This window comes from Hydrocarboniclastica marina (assembly GCF_004851605.1).
In the GTDB taxonomy this organism is placed as follows: domain Bacteria; phylum Pseudomonadota; class Gammaproteobacteria; order Pseudomonadales; family Oleiphilaceae; genus Hydrocarboniclastica; species Hydrocarboniclastica marina.
In genome coordinates this window covers 3,787,445-3,809,589 of the sequence record NZ_CP031093.1, presented here as the reverse complement: position 1 = coordinate 3,809,589, position 22,145 = coordinate 3,787,445, and the positions used below count along the sequence as shown (strand labels likewise).

Below are 22,145 nucleotides of genomic sequence, written 5' to 3'. Positions count from 1 at the left end.
ATGAGAGGTAGGTCGTGCGTTTACCACTGTATTCTTCTGAAGATCTTTGGCGTCATCTGGGCAGCAAGCAACTAGGCTTTTATACGGGCAGGACTGCGGCTTCTATTCCCAATAGTCCTGGACTCTATGGATGGTTCTTGCCTATTGACGCTAAGGGCTCCGATTTAGATCATGAGATAAGAAGGCACAAGAGCTTTTCTATCTATGACTCTGGGGTCCGCAGCTCTATCACTTTAAGAAGCACGAATGAGATTCAGTGGAAGAAATTTTTTTCCGAAGTGACGGTCACGACCGACTACAGGAGAGACCGCAGCTACGAGGAAAGATGGGAACTACTACGGAAAACTCTCGCGGATGACGACTTTAAGGCTATAAGGCAAGTGATTTCGTTAGCCTCTATATTCGCCAACCCTCTCTACATAGGGTTGGCTGGCAGTCTCTCGTCACGCTATGAACAGCACGCGTCCGCTAGCCTCAAAAAAAACAATTTTAGGAGCCGTTTTGAGAAATACGTCGTTGACAATGAATTAGGTGTCAGGTTCGACGATCTGGTTTTTGCTGCTCTTCCGGTTGATTTTCTGTCCGACGAGGCGGAGAGTGCCGTCTCGACCAAAGAGCTCATAGCAACCATTGAACATATACTGAAAAATATAATTGGACCTGTATTTGGAGATCGTTGAAATGCCGGAAGAAATTGTCAAAAAACCCAATACTAAGCCAAAGTACGATAAAGAGCTGCTTGGCATATTTGGCCATCTTGGGAATGAGCAGAGTAAAGTTAAGTTTATTCAGCTGAATCTAGGGACCGATGAGCTTGATCTGTTGGGGCTAGTGTCCGAGATTCCTGGTAGCGAGCAATGGTCTATTAGGCAGCTGTTTCAGAGGGACATAGATGAGGATCGCGTGGAGGACGAGATCATCCCCTACTTTAAAGACCCCTCTACGGTGAAATTCTTCAACCCTTTAACTATCGCTGTGCTCCCTATCGACAATCACGGGCAACTCTGCAGCGACCTGGTTGAAGAGGATGTAGATGTTGACTCCGCCGACAGTTCAAGAAATTTTTCTCATGCATATGCTGTGGACGGCTTTTATCGCGTTTCCCACGATGCCGGCGTGACTAAGTATGGTCTGTTGCACTGGGATACTTCGAAAGTAAAGCTGATTGCTATTGATGGTCAACATCGCTTATATGCGCTAAAAAGATTGCTCGGGGTTTTTCGCCAAAACCCAAGTGATGAAGCTTTAGGTAAGGTGGGATTTAAATCCTGGAAAATCCCAATTGTACTTGTAACGCTTGGTCACAGTTCACAAATTCATAGCACAGAAGGTCTGTTAGAAAAAACGCGCGGGATTTTCGTGACTATCAACAAGCAAGCGAAACAACCGACTCGCTCTAGAACAATCTTGCTCAACGATTACAGTGTAACTGCTGTAGCGACGCAGGAAGTGCTAGACTCCGCAAGGAGCCAAGGAATCCCGCTAGCGTTCTTTAACTGGAGGGATTATCGGGATGAGCCTTCAGAGGCGGGGACGACCTACCTGGTCGGGGTTGACGAGCTTGAAGATATAATAAAAGGCTACCTAATTGGTGAGGATGCAGACTCAAGCTCAGAGTTCAAGCTTACCAATGATCAAGAAAGAGCAGTATTATGGAATGAGCAGGCAACTCCTCCCCCGCTCGATAGCCCTCCAGTCGAGTTGAGAGAAGCATTCCGCTCAAGATACCGGGAAACGGTCCTGCCGGCTGTTTTTTACATTTTGTATAAAATCGAGCCTGTGGCTTCTTATATCGAGTATTTGACGGATATAGAGAACGGCTTGAAGAATGACGTTGAAAAACACGCCTGGTCGAGAATAGTTTACGGTTCCGATTATGCGCCGGAAAACATGGAAACAAAGGTCCGCGAGAGAAAGCATGAATTTCTTAAATCTTGTGGCGAGAAGAAGAGAGAGATGGGAAATATTTACTCTCGGGTTGTTGGGTTAAGGGCTATCTTCTCAGGTTTTTGCGAATTCAGCGATGTTTATACGCAATACGTGACGGTCGAGCCTTGGTTGGATCTCGCGAAAAAGTTTGAGAAGTCATTTAATCATTTGTTTAGAGAAAATGTTCTTCTTTCCTATGAGTTGACAAACAATGTTGCTCTTGATTCTTCAGGCTCGATTATCAACTATAAGGTTGACCAAGTTAAAAAGGGCCTGGGTGCCGCTGTTGGCTACGCTTGTTTGTTTATTTCTGCCGAACGTGAATATTATGAGCTTGAGGAGTTGCGGGATAGAGTTTTTAAAACGATGGTTGCAGGATACAGACGCGATTTAAGACCCGGAGTAAAAGAGGATTACGTAGGTCGACCGAACAACGAGATTACTGAGGAGGTAAACCGTAGAGCGGACTCTGCTGCTCAGAAACAAATTAAGAGGCTCGAAAAGAAGCTAAACAAGCTTTTGCTAGCTTAGCGTTGTTTCAGGAATAATGCGGTTTACCACTCTGCCCGAAATAGCCTTACTATTTGTGGCAAGTCACACAAAATTTGGGTTGGCCATAGAGATCATCCATATCGATAGCATCATCGTCTGGTCGAAGAGGGTTCGCTTTCTTTCGAGCTTTTAAGCGAAGAACTCGGCGGTCATGGTCTTCTTTGATTTGGCGGACACGATCAGGTTGAGTGAGTTCATTCAGGGACTCCCCTTCACTCCAAGTGAAGGGGGAGCCGTTTTCAACGGCCGTTTTCTCATAGGTTATGGCTTCCTCAAATGCGTCAGGATGCCTTTCTTTAAGGCGGACCCACTCGATCTTCTGTTGATAAAAACAGAAAGTACAGCCGCTTCTTGAGCGCCACTCGTAGTATCTCGGCCAGCCAAGACCGGAGGCCTCAAGAATCTCCGTGACACCGGGTTTGTCCACGCCAGCTTCTCTAAAGGGAAGGAGCACCTTCAGGTTGTCATTCCTGGTGGTGTAGCCTTCGCGATAGGGCTCATCCGCTCTAATAGCCACATAACTGTGAACCATCACGCCGTCATCCAAAAACGGCTTGATCCAATCTTCAAAAGGCTTCAGCTTTAATTGCCGAGTACACCATCGCGTCTGTGCCGAGGGTAGGAAGTTGTTGTATTGTTTCAGCCAGTAGTCAAAGTCGCGGTCTGGATTCAGGCGGAGTATCGGCTTGCCTAAAAACCCCTCGAGCTTTCCGAGAAACTCGTATACTTCTGGGAGTTCCTTCCCGGTATCTGTGAAGAAATAGTCTATATCGAGCTCGGGATGGTTTTGGCGCATGTAGATTGCCAGTGCCGCACTGTCTTTTCCACCGGAAATGCCCAATACGTGCTTTTCAGGCTGTGACATCTGTACTCTCCAAAAGCGTTAGTTGCTCTTTGTATTCCTCGGTCGTGAGGTAGTCGCTGCTCAGCTCTGCCAGAGCTGCAAGGACGATCTCTCGCTTCTGTGCATGGTCGCCCTTTACAAGGTCTCTAACCTTGGCCACGAGTGCGTCGATGGCTGGTTTATCAGTATCAGTAACCTCGAACTCCGCTTGTAAGGGGGTCGGCTTTCCCTCACGGCTGATGATGACGGCCATGGAGTGACGTTTGTCCTTCCTACCTTGTACGCGCGCAAAACTTTCGGTGCGGATGAACTTTTGCGAGAAGGCAGCAATTTCGATGGCGGCCGCGTCAAGATCTGCGTCTACCCAATCCCTGGGAGGTTTGTTTGCCGCAAGGCTTCCTACCCCCTCGATTGCCATCGTTGTAGCATCGAAGCTCGTTAGGCGGTTGGTAAAAGCATCGAGCCTGAAATCACCAGACATTTGCTTGATGTTGGCGGCGCGCTCCCGCAGCTCCGCGAGGGCGTGGGGCGAGTCGCTCGGAACATGAAGTTCGGAAAGCATCGACCCCGCAATTCTTTCGAGCATTTTGGGGTAGGCCTGAACCAGTTCCGTCAGTGTCTCGTCGACAAGTGCGATCACGTTTTGTACAACCTCAGCCTTTTTGATATCGGCGTTCTTTTCATAAGCGCCGGGCAAGTCTGTGAAGAGCAACTGGTTCGGATCGACAGCATGCTTGAATATAGTTCGAACGCTCATGGCGCTTGCAGATAACCGTTGCGTTCGCTTGGTCCACTTCGGGAGGCGGTCGAAGATCGCAATCAGGCCTCTGGCCACATCAATAGGCGCAAGCTGTTCCAGCCTATTGTTCGGGTCGAGTTTACGCACCAGTTCAGCGAGACCGGACAACAGATCCTTGGATATGTCGCTGAGGTCCATCCAGCGGACCTGTATGGACTTTGGATCTTGCGCTAGGTAATCCACATCTAAGTCAGAAAAATGGGCCTGGAAGATTCCTTCGCGATAGAAGGCAAGATTCTCCCTATGAGAGAGAATGAAGGCGACGGCAAGCACCGGCATCAGTCCGCGTTTGATACCGAAGGGCTTCTCTTCCCAAATCGCGTACAGCTCGTCGACAGCGACAGACCTGTCAGAATTCTCTTCCAGGTGTCGTGTCGCCCTGCGCCAGACCTCGTTGAGCTTTGCCGAATCCCTCCTCCAATTGGGGCGCTGGAATCCGTAACCTTGTTCGGTGGCCCCGTACAGCCCCGTATTTTCAAGCAACGACTCGAACAAGCCACCTTCTGCAGGATAACCGGCAATTCCGAGGCGGGGCTCGCCATTTTTGTTTGCCATGGCTTTTAGCAGAGCGTTCTGTGCCGCTATGGCACTGCTTGAGGGCTTGGTTCTATTCAAGAGCTCATTATGGAGCTCTGGGGTGTCAGGGTACTGCTCATCAGCAATTTCTGAGGCCAGATTATTGAGTCCCCGGAGGTTCATCCGTGGCAGCTCTTTGCCGCCGCGGAACCAGGTAGCATTCAAAAGCGCCTGTTGCAGTTCGCTCTCTAGCTGGTTTTGGAGCCCAACTAGGCGTCCGGAAACCTCTCTTCGTGCGATCAGGTCACCCTGTAGCTCGGAGTGCTCCTCCTGGACCTTTTCAAGAGCTTTGAGCTCCTTAGCGAGATCAATTATGGTCCAGGCTTGGCTTGGCATGCCAACGATCACGTCAAGCCCTTCTCGGGAGGCTCGCTTTGATGCTTCCTTACAGCGCTCTTTGGCGGTTTTTGTATCCTCGCCTTGTGTTGGCAGCGTCAACAAGAATTGGCCTATCGTCCCATGCTGAGGGGCGAACTGTACGGCAGTAGATGTAACGACAGTCAAAGACCCGAGTTGGATGTCAAACCATCTTAAAGCGCCGGTACGAAAATAATGCCTCTTAGCCAAAACCGGTTGAAGCCCGGCCATCTTTTGGAGGGTTTCAAAATTAACGTCACGCACTTCCTGGAGAGAGCTCTCGATCGCTTCTTCAATATTAAAATCGCTACCGGCAAAAATCGCGAATGCAGACAAATGCTTCCGATAGATAATGAAAGACCAGCGCTTTAAATCTTCTAGGGCGTTGTCAATGTCTAGCTCTGCCGCGTCGACGGTACTAGCGAGTAGCTTTCGACTGGGGTACAAACCGGAGCGTTCGCGGAAAAGGTCTAGTAGAGCGATAGTCTTCAGAAGTTGGATATGAAGCGCCGAGCCTCCATTCGCTTCACATCGGTCTAGCGCTTCCGCGGCCATAGCCCAGCGATGGCCGTCAGGCGAGGCAATTATGGAAGGTTCTAGGTTGACTCGCAGATAGTCCCATAGCCGTGCAGGACTGTACCTCACGTCGCCTGTAGCGCCTCGAAGGTAATCCTGAAACCCTTCAGGCTCCGCGGAATTCAAAAAGCCAAAAAGACTTCTCTGGTTTTGGCCAAACCGTCGGCGAGAAATTGGTCCTAGAAGTGCCGCGACAACGGGATGGAGCGGCCAAGTATCTTCTAGCAAGGTAGCCAAATTTTGGCCAACGCCGGCTTTGTGTTGCTGGATTGTTTCTGCAACGGCTTTCGCAGCAACACTTGGGGGCGATGCTGGGTGGCTAGACTGAATTGCTCGAGCCAAAAGGTCTAGCTGTTCCTCTCCAGCCGCGTTTACCGCTAGGTCAATAAAGCGACCTTGAATTTTGGTCCATTCATCACGTGCGTCCCTCGATAACCTGTTTGAGTATTCCGCAAACGCCTGATGGAGGATGCCGATGACGATGAGTTTGCCGTTCGATCGGGACGCAGCTTCGGCCAGTTGTTGAAACAGATATAGGTCTGCCCCGTCTCTGGCGGCCGCCTCGAGAAACTTACCCATCTCATCAATAAAAAGGATGAGGCCAGCCTTACCCGGCATGCTCTGCGCAGCATCCAGCAGGCTCTGCAACACGTTTGTATCGTTCCAGCCCCCCTCTGGAGCAATATAGGCGAGGCCGTTCTCGACCAGAGCGTCGCCGATTACTTTCGCTGCTGCAGCACGCTGCCCAATAACTGGCACAGTGGTCCAGCCACTCCTACCAGGAGGGAATGCTTCGGCAACGGTTTTAGCGGCTTTTTCACCGACCGCTTTCCGAGCTTGCTCGCGTCGGCTTTTGCTCTGATCGGTCAGGGCGCTTAGGGCGATGACTAGGCTGGATTTCCCGCTCCCATACGGTCCCGTCCAGGTGAACGCCGCTTGGCCGCTCTCTACAATATGGTTCGCCATTGAGGTAAGGACGGCCGCTGAAGATTCCGGGCATATGAAGCCAGTGAGCGCATCGGGATCACGGAGATCGGTGTCGATTCGGATGGAGCGTTGAAAGCGCCTGCCGACGTAAACTGTTTCTGAAAGGTACATTAGGCGGCCTTTTCTCCAGCAGTCTCTTGGTAGTCTCTGTTAATGATCTCCAAAATCTCTTGCTCTGAGTGTTCCTTGGACTTAACCAACTGCTTGAGCCCAGCCGTTTCAGACCACCTTAAGCTGCCATCGCTGGAAGATTCGATTCTAGACAAGCGATCAGTTAGCTCTTCTTCGTTGAGCTGGAAGACCTTGCCGGGCGAGCCCGGTTGGTGAGCTAATGCCTCCAATGAGATAGTGTTGGCGCCAGAATAGTTCTGCCAAAACTGAAGCACAGCGTAGGTAAACACGCCGTCACCGAGCGTTGCTTTCGGGCCGCGAATGAGACGAAACCCATCCTTTTTACCTATGGCTTTGATAAGACTTAACTCGGTGAGAGGAGATTCCATCGTGTCTTCATGAGTTTGTTTTTTTGAAGCGGGTTTTGCGGCATATGTACGGACAAAGCACTCTACATCGCGCTTTATGGTGGCAAGCGACATGCGGCTCCAGTTCCGTTCATTCCCTACCTTTTCCAAGGCCAGAACTATGTTTTCGCGATCAAAGCTAGTGTTGGGAAAGTGACTGAAGACCCAGTACCAGGTAGTAAGCTTATGATTCGAAGCTAAGTTCCAGTGCAGCAGCCAAAGTGTAGAGGGGTTCTCCATATAGGGGTCTAGCCCATCATCTGAGAAAATCTTCTCTCCTAGGCTCGTCGTAGCCGCTTGGTTTCCCTTGCCTCCGTTTTTAATGACCCCGCACTGCGTGGCCCAATGGCGCATTGCTGCAACCATATTTTTACCCACCCCAAATCTCGCAATCGCGCTAGCATCGTGAAAAACCGAGTGCTCTTGTGGCGATTGCTGTGACTCGGCTACCGCGTCAAATGCTTTTTTTAACCACCCATAGCGCATCGGGAATGTTTCATGACCTGAGAACTGCGGCGGATAGTTAGGTTGGTGGAGTGGACTGTTAAACATTTTTTCCCCTGGATCGAGTCTCCAGTCTAGACAGTAGCGGGAGACGCCGTTAACGTCAATGCAACTGGAGGCATCCTCCAGTTCCAAATTTGAGAGTGAGGTGGCTTCTTGCGGGTAGAAAATTCTATTTACATGGACTATCAGGCGACTACGCCCGTGGATGAGCGTGTTCTTGAGGAAATGCTGCCGCATTTTACACGTTTTTTTGGGAACCCCCACTCATCTGATCATGCTTTGGGATGGAGTGCAGATCGAGCTGTAGAGATCGCGCGTGGCAAAATTGCCTTCCTTATCGGGGCAAATTCTGAAGAAATAGTCTTTACCTCTGGCGCAACGGAATCCAATAACCATGTGCTATCTGCCGTGGCGAAAGCCAACCGTAGTAGACGTAGAAAGTTAGTTGTCGCTGCGACCGAGCATAAGTGCGTTCTTGCTACCGCAGAAACGGTGGCAGACGAATTCGGCTTGACGCTTGAGGTCGTTCCCGTGCATGCGGACGGTCGAATAGACCAGGATGCCTATAGGCACCTGTTAGACGAGGATGTTCTGCTAGTGGCGATTATGGCGGTAAACAATGAGATTGGCTCCATCCAGGATATTTCCATGCTCGCCGCACTCGCTCATGAGTATGGTGCTCTGTTTCATTGCGATGCAGCGCAGGCGCCTGTAGCGATAGACCTGGATGTGGCTAGTTTAGGCGTGGATTTCCTTAGCCTTTCAGCGCACAAGATCTATGGGCCGAAAGGGGTTGGCGCGCTTTACGTGCGCTCAGAGCTGCAGTCGAGTTTTCCCCCTCTGATTCACGGCGGGGGGCAGCAGGGCGGACTCCGGTCAGGCACTTTGCCAACTCCACTATGCGTGGGTTTCGGAAGGGCGGCTGAGATTATGATGGAAGAGGCAGTCGGAGAGCGTGCCCGACTTAGAGGGCTCAAGGTTCGATTTTTCGAAGGGCTTTCGGCTGCTGGTGTTCGTTACGAGGTAAACGGCTCAACTGACGCCCGCGCTCACCCTGGGAATTTGAGCATTCAGTTCGCCGGCGTCGATGCCCATTGGTTATTGACGTCTCTGCAGCCGCATTTGTGTGCATCTACAGGGTCGGCGTGTAATAGCGGGACAATTGACCAATCCTACGTCCTCCAAGCCATCGGGCTCGATAGGGAACGCGCAGCAAGCTCTATTCGATTCAGCCTGGGGAGATTCAGCGATGAGCAGCAGGTAGATGACGCGGTGAAATTGCTTGCTGCAAAGATTGCCTCATTGATTTGAGCGACCCCGTCGCCATGAGAGGCGAGAGGCTCCACCTGCGCGCTTGGAGCTGTCAGAGAAGCGGTAAAAAGCTGCAGCTAAAGCTTGGTTCAAGAGTCAGCTTCTAAGTAACTTTCGAGACCTACTGTTTTGGGAATAAGCCGAACTCCCTTCTTATCAGGCGTCATTAGAGTTATCTGCGCTTTGGGGGCGTCGCTAAAGCTCAGGTGGAGGGGCTGATTTACCCCGTAGACATACATTCGATCAAACCTGAGGTTCTCGGCAATCCATTTACTAACCTCGACCATATCTTCGTCTTCTATCACGAAATCAACTGCAGCCCCTTTTCTGTCACAGATCGGTTTCCCTAGCCGATTACGCTCATGTGCTGCGTGCTGGTCTAGTTTGGGTGCGATCCTTCCTTTTATGTTCTTCGCTAAAGCGGGAGAGCAGAATCCAAAGGTAAGCTTAATCATTCCGAAATAATCAATGATCGGGTCCAGTAGCTCGGCGGCTAAGTCGAGCAGTGCCGTGTAGGTAGCTGGCTGTGTCGGGAAATTTTGCATGCGGCTGGCAGTCTGAGTCTCCCCGCACTCAATGAGGTCGCGATAGGTCAAAAACTGCCCGCACGCGGCGTCAATATTGGGGATGGTTCGGCTGCGCTCTAGCTCGAATCCATTGACTTGGTAGCGGCGCGCCTCCAGTTGTGCATCGAACACATCGACCTCCGGACCGTGCTCACTAAAGTCAAAAAGGTTGAGTGTTTCGAGTTTCTCGTCGAATGCTTGTTGCTCACCGAAGTGCGGGAATTCCTCGTTTATAAATCTTGATTTCAGGTAGAGGTAGGGCGGCGTGTATAGCTCCCCATAGTCGAAGAAATCGAGCTTCTGCGTGCGCAGGTTAATTTTGACTCGCTCGAGCATTCGCGGTAGCGCTTTGCCTACAAAGTCGTCGAATTTCATCAGGGTTAGTTTGCCTGATCGGATATGGATCTTTATGAGATCGGCGCTAGAAATGTCACCGTAAAGAAGGGTGCCACAGCTGACATAGCTCCGTAGAACAGGGGGAAGCTGTTCAACAAGGCTGGTGTGTAGCTGTAAGGAATGGCTCTCGTCCAGCCAGCCAAGGCCATGTTCTGCGGCTTGCTGGCATGCAAGATTAATCTTCTCCGCCTGGCTCAAATCGAACAGAAGCTGCTGGCCTTCGAGCATTGCGTCTTTCAAACTGCCGAAAAAGGTTTTGATGTCGTTTTTAAGGCTGGGGTCAAGGTGCCGGTAGACCTTTCGCCGCTCGAATTGGAGCTGTGCAAAATAAACACGTAGGTCGTCGATGCGCTTTTTTCGGGCGTCCTCCAGTAGAGCTTCAGCTCCTTCTCCTTTGTAACTTGCGATCAGGCGGAGTGCTGCTGGCAGAGACCCGAGGCCTTGAGTGATCGACAGGAGATCGACTTCGCTGCGCTCCGGCTTACGGCCAAGTTGTAGCCACAACTGCCAGAGCGGTTCTAGAAGCTCGCCGTGCTTCGCGTACTTCTCCTGCACGCGGTCAACCTGGGCTCTTGGGCGATGCTCCCGCGCAGATCTTCTGATTCGTAAGCTGGACGGTCGTCTGTGTGCAAACCGGTTATACATAAAGCGCTGTTCTGCGTCTTTATCTTTGAATACATAGAAGACGCCAGGTGCTACAGCTACGGGTTCTTCACCGAGCGTTTCTGCAAGGAAATGACTCAGCTCCGACTGTGTAAAGTACTTCTGGAACGTGTTCCTGGAAGTTAGGACGCCGTCTCCATAGGGCTTGCCTTTCATGGCTTCCTGGTTCGCAATCATCGCAGAAACTACCAGGAGCTGATCGGCTAACTCATAGGCCCCTACCAGTGCTTGGATCCTTTCTTCGAAATTCTCAATCACATTAATCACGAAGCCGAGATTGACGATGTGTGCCGACCGCTTTTCGTTTTCAGGGGCGTAATAAGGATCCCAGCCCCAAACCATAAGGTTATTTTCTCTGAGCGTTTCGAGGTCACCGCCTTTACCGCACCCGTAGTCAAAGATGGTCTTTGAGCCATCTAGGTACCCGAAGCGCGCTAGGGTTTGCATAGGCGCCGACAAGCCGTAGCGGGTGAGGGCGGTAAGGTGTCGTGCCACAGTTTCTCCATTCGGTGGCCGTACGCATTCAGCTTGTAAGGTCTCCTCTGCGTTACCGACGGGCACTAGATCGTGGCCAACGACGCGAAAGCCCTTCTGCTGCAATAGCGCTTCCCATGCTCGTAAGAAACCGATGCGATTAGGATCGTCGAATAACCCAATGTCTTCAGCTGATTTCGTGAGCTCGGCATACTGCGAAAAGCTTTCGTGGATTTTGGGGAGTAACAGTTCTTTGCGGTGGAGAATGGGCGGGTTATTGGAGTCCTCATAGGTTCGAAAACGATGCTGTTCGGTTTTGAGGTCAACAGTCCAATAGCGGCGGAGGATGGGGAAAGCTTCTTCGAAGAAGCCTGGGTAATCGAGCAGCGTGAGGCTGCGCCGGTCCTCAGCTAGCTTTATAACATTAAAGTGGTCGCCCGGGGTTACCGATGCCTGGCGGGCGGCCGCCTCTATCAAGCGCTGGTCGGTTTCGTCCAACTCTGGGCGGAGGCATATGTGGAGATACTGATGACGTGCTACATGCTTGCCGATTTTTTGCATGAGTAACCGCTCGCTATCTTGTTGTTGAAGAGTACTAAAAACGCCGTGCGGTCCCTAATGTTCAAAAGGCGTGTTGTGATGCGCGGCAAATGAGCGGGCCAAAGCCGAGGTGATCAGTAGCGGCTGCCGGACGGCACCTTAAACAAACGGCCTGCTCATCTTCTTCGATGCAGCTAAAGAGAATGTATCAGGAGCTCTGCCGGCTAGCGGCCCGAGTATAAGCTTAGCTGGCATTCTCACGAAGTGTTTTGGTTGCCAAAAAACATTGACAGCGAGGCTCCGTTGGCTCAAAGTTAAATGGCTGCCAAAAAACTATAACGAGAATGAGCATGGATATTACACAAGAAGATCTTCGAAGAATAGCTGACGATTTTATAGGCTCGGAAGTCTCAGGTTTGCTGAACTTGGCACTTGGGGACGACCGTAAAGAGGTTGCGCTGGATCTCGACGGGTATCGCACTAGAGGGCCAGACGGCGAGGTAAGGACAAAATTTGCCATCCAGGAGCTGCTCGAGCGTGTCTTCGCCTTCGCCGTGATGGCGGAAGAAGTCGGAAGGGAGCGAGAGGACGAGGAAGCGCTAGATGCCTTTCTAGACTTCGACGCAGGAAGGGTTGCGATCTCGTCGCGCAGTGAGCGGCTTGAGCTGCTTGAGCTGGCTGAGCTGCACAGAGCCCGCCTTACATTAGAGTTTGGTTACGAAGGCGAAGCACTGACGCGTACGCAAGTTGCATTGCTAGGTGATTTTGCGGAAGAGACTGTGCGAGCGGCCGGGTTTGCTGAAGGGGACGCCCACCTGCCTCAAATGCAGGGTGGACATGTAACAAGAGAAGATGCTCGGCGCTGGCTGAACCATAAAGGTCGTTATAAACCGCTAAAGCGTTTCCCGCCCTCTCCGTTCGAGCCAACCTGGGAGCCGCACACTATTGATGCGTTAATGGGGTGGATGAGCGGTCAAATAGTAAAGCTAGGCGGTGATAATCGTATTCTCGTGAACGCGGTCTCGCCAGAATTACGTCAGGATTTTGAAAGGGCGCTGGACTGCGGGTCCATAGAAGAAAGGCGCACGGAATGGGTCACGCCTAGTAACGCTCAGGCGTTGGCAAGGCATTTGAAGGTAAGCGCCAAGTGGCTTTACGAACATGCTGACCGCCTGGCATGCGATTCGAGTCGTCGAAAGGTCCTTCGTTCCATGGAGGAGATTGTGCTGCCTCCTGAAAAACCGTCTCTTGAACTTTCAGTTACGGCCGAAGGGATGCGTAAGTTCTTTGACGGAGAGCCGGACATTGAGAGACACCCGGCTCAGACTAAGCCGAATAAGAAAATGGATGGTTACCGTATAAAAGGCGGAGTTACGTTTACGCATCAGCATGATGGTCAGACCCAGTTTCTGTGGCTGCCTGCGCAGGTCGCTTTTGATAGGCGTCTTCAGGCCAGGTTCTATCCTTCTCCCGAAGCACAGGGGCGAAACACCGGGCGGCATAGCGGTTTGGGTAAGTACCGGGAATTAGCCAGAGCTCCCCTGAACAAAGTGACAGTCAAAACTTACGAAGATCTAGAGCACATATTTTCAGGGCTTAAGATCTCACCGCTTACTTGAGCATGGTTTCAAAAATGAATTGCCGTACTAACGAGCTGGGTAAAGGAAACACAATGAAGATCACATATACCATCCCATCAGGAAAAAGAGCCGGCACAGTCTGCACGCCTCATAGGCATGCAGACGGGCGCTATGTCGTCAGCAGAACGAGATTCAAGAAAGACTATGTATTTGTCAGGTCGGTCGAGCAGATAGCTCGGTACCTTGATCGCGGATTTTGTGTCCGAATGAGTGATCCCGTGACTAAGACCAGCCCGAGTCTTATCACGAAAGCATCGCTAGAGATTACTGAGGACTCGTATGCGACTACCGCCAAGCATACCGCGACGGTCCCAACTCCAGCCCAGAAGGGCTCATGGCTGAGGACGATGTTGCGCCTCTGGCAGAGGATGACGTCGATGGTCCGCCTCAGGCTGAACCGCTCGTTGAGCTGATTCGTATAGTCGGGCAGTCACGTAGGAACTGCGAGGCCCGACAAACTACCGGCGGTCTGTTCTTCTCGTGGTCTAGGCCTAGAGAGGCAGCGTGAATTTGGTTTCCGGGAAAGAGCTTGAGTGCCATGCATTAGAAGGGTTGAAAAAAGTTTCCGAGGTGTGGTGTCTTGGAGTGGTTAGGCCCTCTTTAAAATCGGGGGCCTTTTTTTATTGAGCTAGTTTCAGACTAATTTTGACCTGCTGCCGTTAGATTTTCAGGTGTCGGAATGTGTTCGGCTTCCACTCTCAGCAAGTGGTCCCGTTCGACCGCGCGTAAGTCAGTCCCTTGGCTTCAGATGATTCGATTTTTACGTCGTAGCCCTGTCCTCGAAGCCTCTTGTGACGTCCGCACGGGCGTGATTGAGAGCAAGGCAAAAAGCGCCACTTGTTTTGTGGGCTCTACCTGATTAGACAAGGTGAGGATTAGCTCATTACCATGAGGAATGTGTAATGGTTTAGATGGATCGAATGAATACCAGGCTGAAAGCCGCCTACATCTGAAAATCGGGCCCAGCGGGCTCGTCCGTCGACTTATCCAACCGTTCTTGAGCGTGCTTAATGTTTTCGGTCACTGTGTAAACCAGATAGGGCCAGAAGCCCGCTTGATTTACTGTCTGCTCCAAAGTTTGTGGCGGCAGGAACCGCCTCATCTCAAAAGTAAACCCAGCCTGCAGCTGGTGATCATTTGTCAGTTGATTAAGCCTCGCGTCAGAGTTTTCCTGATACTCCGCCACAGACTCGCCATGGTCTGCCAACTTGGCTTCTAACAGCTCGTAAGCAGGCTTGACTCGGTTCTGGGTCAGCCAGCCAATATCCCAAAGGTCCCGGTGCTTTAGCCGTCCACGGCGCATCGCGAACGCAATCAGTTTGTCGGCGAATATTTCCTCGCGGGATTGGGCGTTGATGATGAGGTTGTCGGTACCGAGGTTTACCCCATAGTGGTTGCGTAATGTCTGAGGAACAACCTGGTAGCTCGGCACGGAGCAGATATCCAAATTTATCCGCTGGGCCGGCATGTCCGATCGCTCAGGCTGGGTGTTCACTTGGAGCTTCCAGGTATCGACGTTGCCCTGTCTTTCAGCTTTTGGTTCGGTGACTGTTATGGGAACGCCGTATTTCTCCTGTAGTCGTGACTCCAGCGTCCGCTTCAGCGCCTCAAGGTCAGACTTTTTAAAGTTGGCGCCACCGGTGAAGTCCAGATCCTCGCTCAGCCTGTTTGAGTTATAACAGGCGCGAAGGCAGGTGCCCCCGATGAAGGTCAGTTGTTGAAGCAAACCTGCCTGGTTGAGCTCCCTCATAATGTCATGATGAAGGATTTCTTTTTCCACGACGTTTCGCAGGGCGCTGAAGGAACTCTGGTTCCGAAGGGCTTGGCTAACCAAAGTATCAAAGGTGCTCATCGGCAGGCTCCTGGGGCAGAATCAGATCAGCCGTCGCTTTCCGGTTGAAGCGGCGCATATCGTCAACTGCCAGATCAACACTAGCTCGGAAAAGGTGGCAGTCGTGGTCATAGGTAAGCTGGCCCGCAATATCAGCCATCGATCGCTCTGTATGAATAAACTCAATCGTCCCGTAGCGACCGCAACTCACGGTCGCCGTGCGGCCCGTGCTGACCAGTGTGATCCACCCCATGGGCACCTGTGATATCACTCCGGCGTCGCTAAGCACCGTTTCCAGGCTAATGTAGTTGAAGTGGCGGGCCCGCATGAGCGCGGCCGCATGGAACAGAATCCGGCCACTGGCATCGGGGGCGCCGGTAAATTGATAGACCCCCTGGCAGACTCGCTCCAAAAGTCCTCTGCGTTCAGCGCGGTGAATTACTGCTCTGTATGCGTTTGGGCTCATACCAGGGAAGAGGGATCGAAAATCACTGACATGATAGAGGCCAGTGTTCTGCCGAGCCTCAGGTCGTATGAGCCAGTGTTCCAGTTGATTTAGCGGCTGCATGTCTGGTCCTCGCTTTGTTGCTTATATCATAACAAAACGAAGAGCTGGTCAGCACCAGAGAATCGCGAAAGAGAGTGCGTAAGCATATAGAAAAGGCGCGCTCTTGGCCGGCGAACGTAGGCTTCGGGTCGAACGGAGGTTCTCATCGAGCCCTCGAGCAGACCACCGGCCATTAAAAAAGCCCACGTAGGGTGGGCTTTGGCTGAGCGGAGAGTTGGCTTCCGCCCGGAGGATTGACTCAGATCGCCTTGGGGCGATCTTCGGGGCTTTGCCCCGCCGTCGCTGCGCTCCGGCGTCCAAATTGCTGTGCAATTTGTCGAACGAGAGGTTCTCATCTGCCCTCGAGCAAGCCCTTGTCCATTAAAAAAGCCCACGCGTGGTGGGCTTTGGCCGAGCTGAGAGTGGACTTCCGCCCGGAGGATTGACTCAGATCGCCTTGGGGCGATCTTCGGGGCTTTGCCCCGCCGTCGCTGCGCTCCGGCGTCCAAATTGCTGCGCAATTTGTCGAACGAGAGGTTCTCATCTGCCCTCGAGCAGACCACCGACCATTAAAAAAGCCCACGCGTGGTGGGCTTTGGCCGAGCTGAGAGTGGAATTTCGCCCGGAGGATTGACTCAGATCGCCTTGGGGCGATCTTCGGGGCTTTGCCCCGCCGTCGCTGCGCTCCGGCGTCCAAATTGCTGCGCAATTTGTCGAACGAGAGGTTCTCATCTGCCCTCGAGCAAGCCTTTGTCCATTAAAAAAGCCCACGCGTGGTGGGCTTTTTTAATGGAGATGGCCCGCCCGAGAGGATTCGAACCTCTGACCTCTGCCTCCGGAGGGCAACTTTTAGAGTCGTTTTTAAATGGGGAAAAGTGGGGTAAACGCTATGAATCAGCAGGTTAAGGCTGACGGGTAGCGCTTTCGAAACACCCATTAGAACAATAATATAGCCAATTAACGCCGTTTTTGGGCACAGATGCGTTCGGTTTTTAGTGGCTTGGAATCGGACAGTTGAGCGCTGCCTCAATTGCTGTTGACCCACTGATTTTAATTAAAATCCGCACTTGTATCTAGCATTAAAGTGTTAGGTACTAACATACGTAAAATCGGACAAAGTAGCTGTAAGAGTTAAGTGGTTTAGCGGAAAAAAGTGGCAATGAAAGCGAATGTGCGCGAGTCTCAGGAAGGGCGCCGTCATCGAACTCGATGTCCAGCTATAGCCACGTTCTCGGATCAGCGGAGGCACAGCGCGTTATCTAATCAAAGTGCATGCGCGTCAAAACACTGCGACCATGGTGGGGGCGATAAAACTTTTCAGTTGGATAGCGATGATGGAAGCCAGGTTAAGCAGTGTTGATGTTAATAAAGCTGATATACAGCTTATGGTTGAACTCGGTATGTCGGCAGACTACATGCGAGCTCTGCAAGGCGGAACTCTTCCGCTACCTGAATTAGATCCATTGAAAAGTGAGCGGAGCTTCTACGAGCTAACACCGACTGAGATTGAGGTCCTTCGAGCTGGGGGTGCTTATGGCCTGGACGATGAGGAAGACTTCTGTCTGGTACATTACGCGAACTTGCGAGGTCTCATCGAAGAAGGCCGACAATTCCTAAGCCAATGTTACGACATAACCCAAACTGCATATCTGCTCCAAGTCTCGACTGATGAAGCCGAGGCGCTTGCAACCCAAACTGATCCGATATTGCATACATTTCAGCTGGGCGCTGGCCCATGGTTCTTCCCTCGGTGGCAGTTTATTGGTTCAGGAACCGTACCCCATTTAAAGCCTTTGCTCTCCGTCGCTGGCGCTTCGATCGCACCAATGATCCTGTCGCGAATTATGCTCAGTAAGCATGTAGATCTTGAGACCGAAACAACACTCTGCCCTCGTGATTGGCTAGTCGAAGGTTTGGACGTAGAACCGGTACTCAAGCTGATGCGGGAAACTTCGAGCGGTTAGTGGTAATTTCATCTCCGAGGCCGCAAGTTAGCTGTCGTACGACCCGAACCCAAGAAATGGTTGGGGCACCAAATGTCAGTCGTCCGCCGAAAGCGAAGAATAACTCTATCTCTGGAAGTGTGGCTTTAGCTGGCATTCAGCCTGGCGATGAGTGTGAGAGTTTTGCTGATCGGAGAGGCGTGATCACTATCGTCATACAGCGCAAGGGCGCGGCTAAAGGTCTGTTGAAGGGGATCCATGGCAATAACGTCGAGGGTGAGGAAGAATCGTTACAGAGTGGGATGCCCGCCGGTAACTGACTCCGCGTTGCCGTTCGCTGTTATTGTCCGGGCTTAGTCGACCACTACACCATGCCCACATTGGGCAGATCAATGGCGAAAGCTACCGGTTGGAGGACAACGAAAGGCGGGCGGTGCCCAGGCAAAAACTGCAAAAACGCTATAATAAACGAGCTCAGGGGGTCAGTTTTACTTCGGCGTTTTAACCCCAAAGGGGCTCAGTCGGCGTCGACATATAACGCCCCTTCAATGATTTTAGACTTACGCATCTTTACGCAAATAAAGCGTAGTTACGCTTTATTTGCGTACTAACGTGTAAACCCAAGCCAAGCCGGGCCAGGCCTAGAGCTGTCGGCTGCTCAAGGTCTCAATGTCGACGAGCGATATTTCCGTAGGCGTCTCGCTTTGTATAGATCCGGACGAGGTATTTGGGCAGGACCAGGTCCAGGCCGTAGGTTTGCAGATTTGATAAAACGGAATCAGAAGTGGCAAGCCCCAACTGTAGTCGATATTCGAATCTCTATCGTCATGCTCTATCCATTTATCTCTGTCCGGCCAAGTAGCATAGGCCGTCGATATGAAACACAATGGATAGTCGAAAGCGTGCATTTTTGAAGGGCACGGGTGCACTCGACTCCTCTCTTTGGCCATGTTTGTACGGGTAAAATTATGACTTCTTGCGATAAGAATACTCGCATAGTTGTGCGTTTTGACGAAGAAACTCGAATTCTCATTGCACGAGCGGCGGAGCTGACTGGCCGTAGTGTAAATCAGTTTTTGGTCTACGCTGCTAGGAAAGAAGCTATCGAAACGGAACGCCAGGCACCTCAGGTTAAGGTCGGGAGAAAAAGCGCGGATCGAATGCTGGAGCTATTGGAAAACCCCGAACCTATTAACGCGACCCTCCGAGAAGCTGCGCTGGAGCACCAGAAGCTAGCACATGACTTTAAAGAGCGGCGTGTTCTAAAAAACGCCTGATGGTCGCCATTTGTCGCGGGTATTGTTTGAGCGGAGTTTCTAGTAGCAATTGCACTATAGCGTCATGAGGATACACCCATCTTTGCTGCAGCTGTAAGATCTCCAACAGAAAGCGCGTGGCGCGGTATGACTGACGCATGCTGCATTGATAACGACCGAGCCATTCCTTGTGGCGATGACGAAACTGGGCCTAACTGTAGCCGTTCTCGGCGTGCTGTTGCCGATATTATTCCTGCCGCAGCAAATGTTTGATCATGGGTTTGCTTTCGGGTTCAGGTTGGATTGACCTTGGCAAGGTGTTGGTCGGATGGCTACGCTGAACTAAAAAAAGTACTATCACTTGAAAATACGTCGAGCTCTGAAATGAGCCCCGACAATTGGACTTGCGGCAACGCTGGCCGTACAGAATTGCTCTCCTTTCCTCGCCTTCCAACGAATACTGCGCCAAAACAGTGCCTAATTTTTCAGTTGCTGTTTACCTCCAATTAAATACTCAACAAAAACAGTTAAGTGAAATTCCTGAGCATTTGGCCAGCTTTTTGCTGCCACCGGTCTGTGGTCCGTTCAAGCGGAAGTAGTCCGCGTTCAAATTGTTCAGGAGAAAGCTACATGAGCTTAAAATGCAGTCTGGCACTAGCTGTTGCACTTACCTTGCCACTACCGGCCATGGCCGAGGATCCGATGAAAGTCGGCTTTGTATATGTTGGCCCCATTGGAGACCACGGCTGGAGTTACCAGCACGACCAGGGGCGCCTTGCCCTGGAAGAGCACTTCGGCGACAAGGTGGAGACAACGTATGTTGAGAATGTCAGTGAGGGTGCAGATGCAGAGCGCACAATCCGTCGGTTGGCCCAGGCGGGTAACGATGTCATATTCACGACCTCTTTCGGCTTCATGAATCCGACGGCCCGCGTTGCCGAACAGTACCCCGACATTACCTTCCTGCACGCAACTGGCTACAAGCAAGACGATAACCTGGGCACTTACTTGTCTGTGACTTACGAGGGGCGCTACGTCACCGGTGTTGCTGCCGGCCTGGTTACAGAAACCGACACGCTGGGCTATATCGCGTCATTTCCTATTCCGGAGGTGATTCGCGATATCAATGCTGTGTATCTGGGGGCAAAAGAGGTCAACCCGGACATTGAGCTCAAAGTAGTCTGGGCCAATACTTGGTTCGACCCGGCAAAGGAGGCGGATGCGGCAAATGCCCTGATGGACCAGGGGGCCGACGTAATCGTCCAGCATACGGATAGCCCGGCGCCCTTGTTGGCAGCCCAGAAACGCGGCAACTGGGGCGTTGGGCAGGCTTCCGACATGCGTAAATTCGGCGGCGAAGCCCACTTGCTTTCTGTGGTAAACGATTGGGCACCGTATTACATCGACACTGTGCAGGCCGCCATGGACGATACCTGGAAGTCGGGAGATTACTGGGGCGGCATTTCCGACGATGTGATCCAGATTGTCGGAATCAGCGATCGCCTGACGGATGAGCAGAGGTCCAAGGTGGATGCGGTAATCGAGTCCATTGGCAGTGGTGAGCTTCATCCTTTCACCGGGCCATTGAAAGACCAGTCCGGCAAACTGCGGGTTGCGGAAGGCTCCACCATGACCCAGGAAGAGCTGGCGGGCATGGACTGGTACGTAGAAGGGATGACAGCGAATATACCGCAGTAAACGGTGGGCGGCGAGGGGCATCTTCAGGCTCGCCTCTCGCCTTGAAGGCTCAGTCAGGCGTTGCTGAGTAACTTTGCCACGCTAGATCGTACGTTCCGGGTCAGTTCGTCAATGTCCAGGTTTCCCATCACACCGTCTTTCACCACAGGGCGGCCCTGCACGAAACTATCCCGCACCTGAACCGGTTCTCCACACATGAGCGGTGCCAGCAGTGGGTCATGGACCCCGGCGAAGCGCGGCTGGTCTATGTCGTAGAGCACCAGATCGGCAGCTTTGCCCACCTCCAGACTGCCAACATCCGTCAGCCCCAGAATCTGCGCACCGCCCCTTGAGCCCCAGTCAAGGACCGTCTCCAGGGTGGTTGCCTCCGGGCCATGCACGGCCCGGTGGATCAACCAGGCCAGATTCAGTTCTTGCAGCAGCGAGCCCGACTCGGCCGAGGCCGAACCGTCCACCGCTAGTGAAACAGGTACCCCTGCTCGGGCCATCGCGACGGCCGGAGCAATACCGCTGCCCAGCCGACAGTTGGATGTTGGGCAGTGGGCGATGCCGGTTCCGCTGGCTGCGAGCCGCTCGATCGCGTGGTCGTCACTGTGGACCAGATGGGCAAACCAGACGTCCGGCCCTAGCCAGTCACAGGACTCGGCGTAATCAATGGCGCTCATGCCGTATTTCCGGCGGGCCTGTTCCTCATCTGAAAATACTTCCAGCAGGTGTGAGTGGAGTCGCAGGCCCTGTTCGCGCGCCCACTGGGCCTGGACCTTGAGTCCTTCTGGCGAGCTGGAGTGGATCAGACTGGTTGGGGCAACCACCAGCTTCTTCATGGCGTCCGCCCCGGGTTGGTGGTGTTTTTTGCGAGTGGCGTCAAGCCTGTTGATGACCTGATCAAGGGTCTCCGGCTCGATGTTGTGTTCGATCATGCCCTCATGACTACCCTGTTCCGTCGCGCTGCCCCGGCATAGAACCAGGCGGATTCCCAGCTCATCGGCGGCCTGCCAGACCGCATCTTCCAGCTCTGGTGGGGTGGTGCTGTGGTAAAGGTAATGATGGTCGGCGCAGGTGGTTGCGCCAGAACGTATCATCTCATACAGCCCCAGGCGGGCGGCGTGATACATCAAATCTGGCGTCACCTTTGGCCAGAACCGATAGGGCACGCTGCCGAGCCAATCCCCCAGGGTTTGGTTAAGACCCGCCGGCACACCCTTCATGACTGACTGGGCCAGGTGGTGGTGTGTGTTAACCAGCCCCGGCCAGATAACACAGCCCTGGGCGTTGATAGTTGTTTCCGGAGCGGTGGGGCTCATGTTGAGGTCCCGGCCGAGCTCGGCAATACGCCCGTCAGTGATGCGGATGTCGGTTGCTTTGGCGTGGCTGGCGGAAAAAATGGCCGTCGCGTTCTGGATCAGATAATTCACAGGCTGCTCCTGGTGTGAGAAAGAGCAATGTCCCGGAGTCTTGCTCCTGACCGCTTCTACTCTTGTTGCAAGTGCTTAGACACATGAGGTCGTGATGTAAAACGTTTGATATACGCACAGCGGGCATCCCACCAATGCAAAAATCCTTCCATTTTTGACCATGTGGTCAATCCTGTTTCGGCGCTCGCCCTGAAGATGTCTTCTGCACCGTAGCGGTGCC

At 52.4% G+C, this 22,145-nt stretch carries 14 protein-coding genes; 7 read left to right on the top strand and 7 right to left on the bottom strand.

Annotated elements, in window-relative coordinates:
• The first annotated feature begins 14 nt into the window (after window positions 1-14).
• Both soil367_RS16850 and soil367_RS16845 read left to right on the top strand, forming a co-directional pair.
• On the top strand, window positions 15-680 hold the full coding sequence (locus soil367_RS16850; protein ID WP_136550192.1) for a hypothetical protein: 666 nt from the start codon (window positions 15-17) through the stop codon (window positions 678-680).
• On the top strand, window positions 667-2,460 hold the full coding sequence (locus soil367_RS16845; RefSeq protein WP_136550191.1) for a DNA sulfur modification protein DndB: 1,794 nt from the start codon (window positions 667-669) through the stop codon (window positions 2,458-2,460). Before soil367_RS16850 ends, soil367_RS16845 begins: the two co-directional genes overlap by 14 nt.
• Window positions 2,461-2,509: 49 nt before the next feature.
• Here the strand turns inward: soil367_RS16845 and soil367_RS16840 are convergent, their stop codons facing one another.
• From soil367_RS16840 to soil367_RS16830, 3 genes are read right to left on the bottom strand one after another with little or no spacing between them, the layout of a single operon-like run.
• A complete protein-coding gene (locus soil367_RS16840; protein WP_136550190.1) occupies window positions 2,510-3,346 on the bottom strand; it encodes a phosphoadenosine phosphosulfate reductase family protein in 837 nt (278 codons plus the stop codon).
• A complete protein-coding gene (locus soil367_RS16835) occupies window positions 3,333-6,731 on the bottom strand; it encodes a DUF6079 family protein (RefSeq protein WP_136550189.1) in 3,399 nt (1,132 codons plus the stop codon). Before soil367_RS16835 ends, soil367_RS16840 begins: the two co-directional genes overlap by 14 nt.
• The gene (locus soil367_RS16830; protein WP_136550188.1) at window positions 6,731-7,690 is read right to left on the bottom strand and encodes a DUF4007 family protein; all 960 of its coding nucleotides are present in this window, start codon (window positions 7,688-7,690) and stop codon (window positions 6,731-6,733) included. The genes soil367_RS16835 and soil367_RS16830 overlap by 1 nt, the downstream gene beginning before the upstream one ends.
• A gap of 108 nt (window positions 7,691-7,798) precedes the next feature.
• Here soil367_RS16830 and soil367_RS16825 point away from each other — a divergent pair, with 108 nt between their 5' ends.
• Window positions 7,799-8,956 carry a cysteine desulfurase family protein gene (locus tag soil367_RS16825; protein WP_136550187.1) on the top strand — a complete coding sequence of 386 codons (1,158 nt, stop codon included), beginning with the start codon at window positions 7,799-7,801 and terminating at the stop codon, window positions 8,954-8,956.
• A gap of 89 nt (window positions 8,957-9,045) precedes the next feature.
• Here the strand turns inward: soil367_RS16825 and soil367_RS16820 are convergent, their stop codons facing one another.
• Window positions 9,046-11,616 carry a DNA phosphorothioation-associated putative methyltransferase gene (locus soil367_RS16820; protein ID WP_136550186.1) on the bottom strand — a complete coding sequence of 857 codons (2,571 nt, stop codon included), beginning with the start codon at window positions 11,614-11,616 and terminating at the stop codon, window positions 9,046-9,048.
• Between the two features lie 329 nt (window positions 11,617-11,945).
• On the opposite strand from soil367_RS16820, the gene soil367_RS16815 reads away from it, so the two are divergent.
• On the top strand, window positions 11,946-13,214 hold the full coding sequence (locus soil367_RS16815; protein ID WP_136550185.1) for a hypothetical protein: 1,269 nt from the start codon (window positions 11,946-11,948) through the stop codon (window positions 13,212-13,214).
• A gap of 964 nt (window positions 13,215-14,178) precedes the next feature.
• On the opposite strand, the gene soil367_RS16810 is transcribed toward soil367_RS16815, so the two are convergent.
• Both soil367_RS16810 and abiEi read right to left on the bottom strand, forming a co-directional pair.
• Window positions 14,179-15,087 carry a nucleotidyl transferase AbiEii/AbiGii toxin family protein gene (locus tag soil367_RS16810; protein ID WP_136550184.1) on the bottom strand — a complete coding sequence of 303 codons (909 nt, stop codon included), beginning with the start codon at window positions 15,085-15,087 and terminating at the stop codon, window positions 14,179-14,181.
• The gene (gene abiEi / locus soil367_RS16805) at window positions 15,074-15,634 is read right to left on the bottom strand and encodes a type IV toxin-antitoxin system AbiEi family antitoxin (protein ID WP_136550183.1); all 561 of its coding nucleotides are present in this window, start codon (window positions 15,632-15,634) and stop codon (window positions 15,074-15,076) included. The genes soil367_RS16810 and abiEi overlap by 14 nt, the downstream gene beginning before the upstream one ends.
• Window positions 15,635-16,944: 1,310 nt before the next feature.
• On the opposite strand from abiEi, the gene soil367_RS16800 reads away from it, so the two are divergent.
• The 3 genes from soil367_RS16800 (at window position 16,945) to soil367_RS16785 (ending at window position 20,510) form a co-directional block, all read left to right on the top strand.
• Window positions 16,945-17,577 carry a hypothetical protein gene (locus soil367_RS16800; RefSeq protein ID WP_136550182.1) on the top strand — a complete coding sequence of 211 codons (633 nt, stop codon included), beginning with the start codon at window positions 16,945-16,947 and terminating at the stop codon, window positions 17,575-17,577.
• 947 nt (window positions 17,578-18,524) lie between these two features.
• A complete protein-coding gene (locus tag soil367_RS16790; protein WP_136550181.1) occupies window positions 18,525-18,833 on the top strand; it encodes a type II toxin-antitoxin system TacA family antitoxin in 309 nt (102 codons plus the stop codon).
• Between the two features lie 609 nt (window positions 18,834-19,442).
• Window positions 19,443-20,510 (top strand): BMP family ABC transporter substrate-binding protein, encoded by a 1,068-nt coding sequence (locus soil367_RS16785; protein WP_136550180.1) that lies wholly within the window; start codon window positions 19,443-19,445, stop codon window positions 20,508-20,510.
• 53 nt (window positions 20,511-20,563) lie between these two features.
• Here soil367_RS16785 and soil367_RS16780 read toward each other — a convergent pair whose 3' ends face one another.
• The gene (locus soil367_RS16780) at window positions 20,564-21,925 is read right to left on the bottom strand and encodes an amidohydrolase family protein (protein WP_136550179.1); all 1,362 of its coding nucleotides are present in this window, start codon (window positions 21,923-21,925) and stop codon (window positions 20,564-20,566) included.
• Window positions 21,926-22,145: the final 220 nt, after the last annotated feature.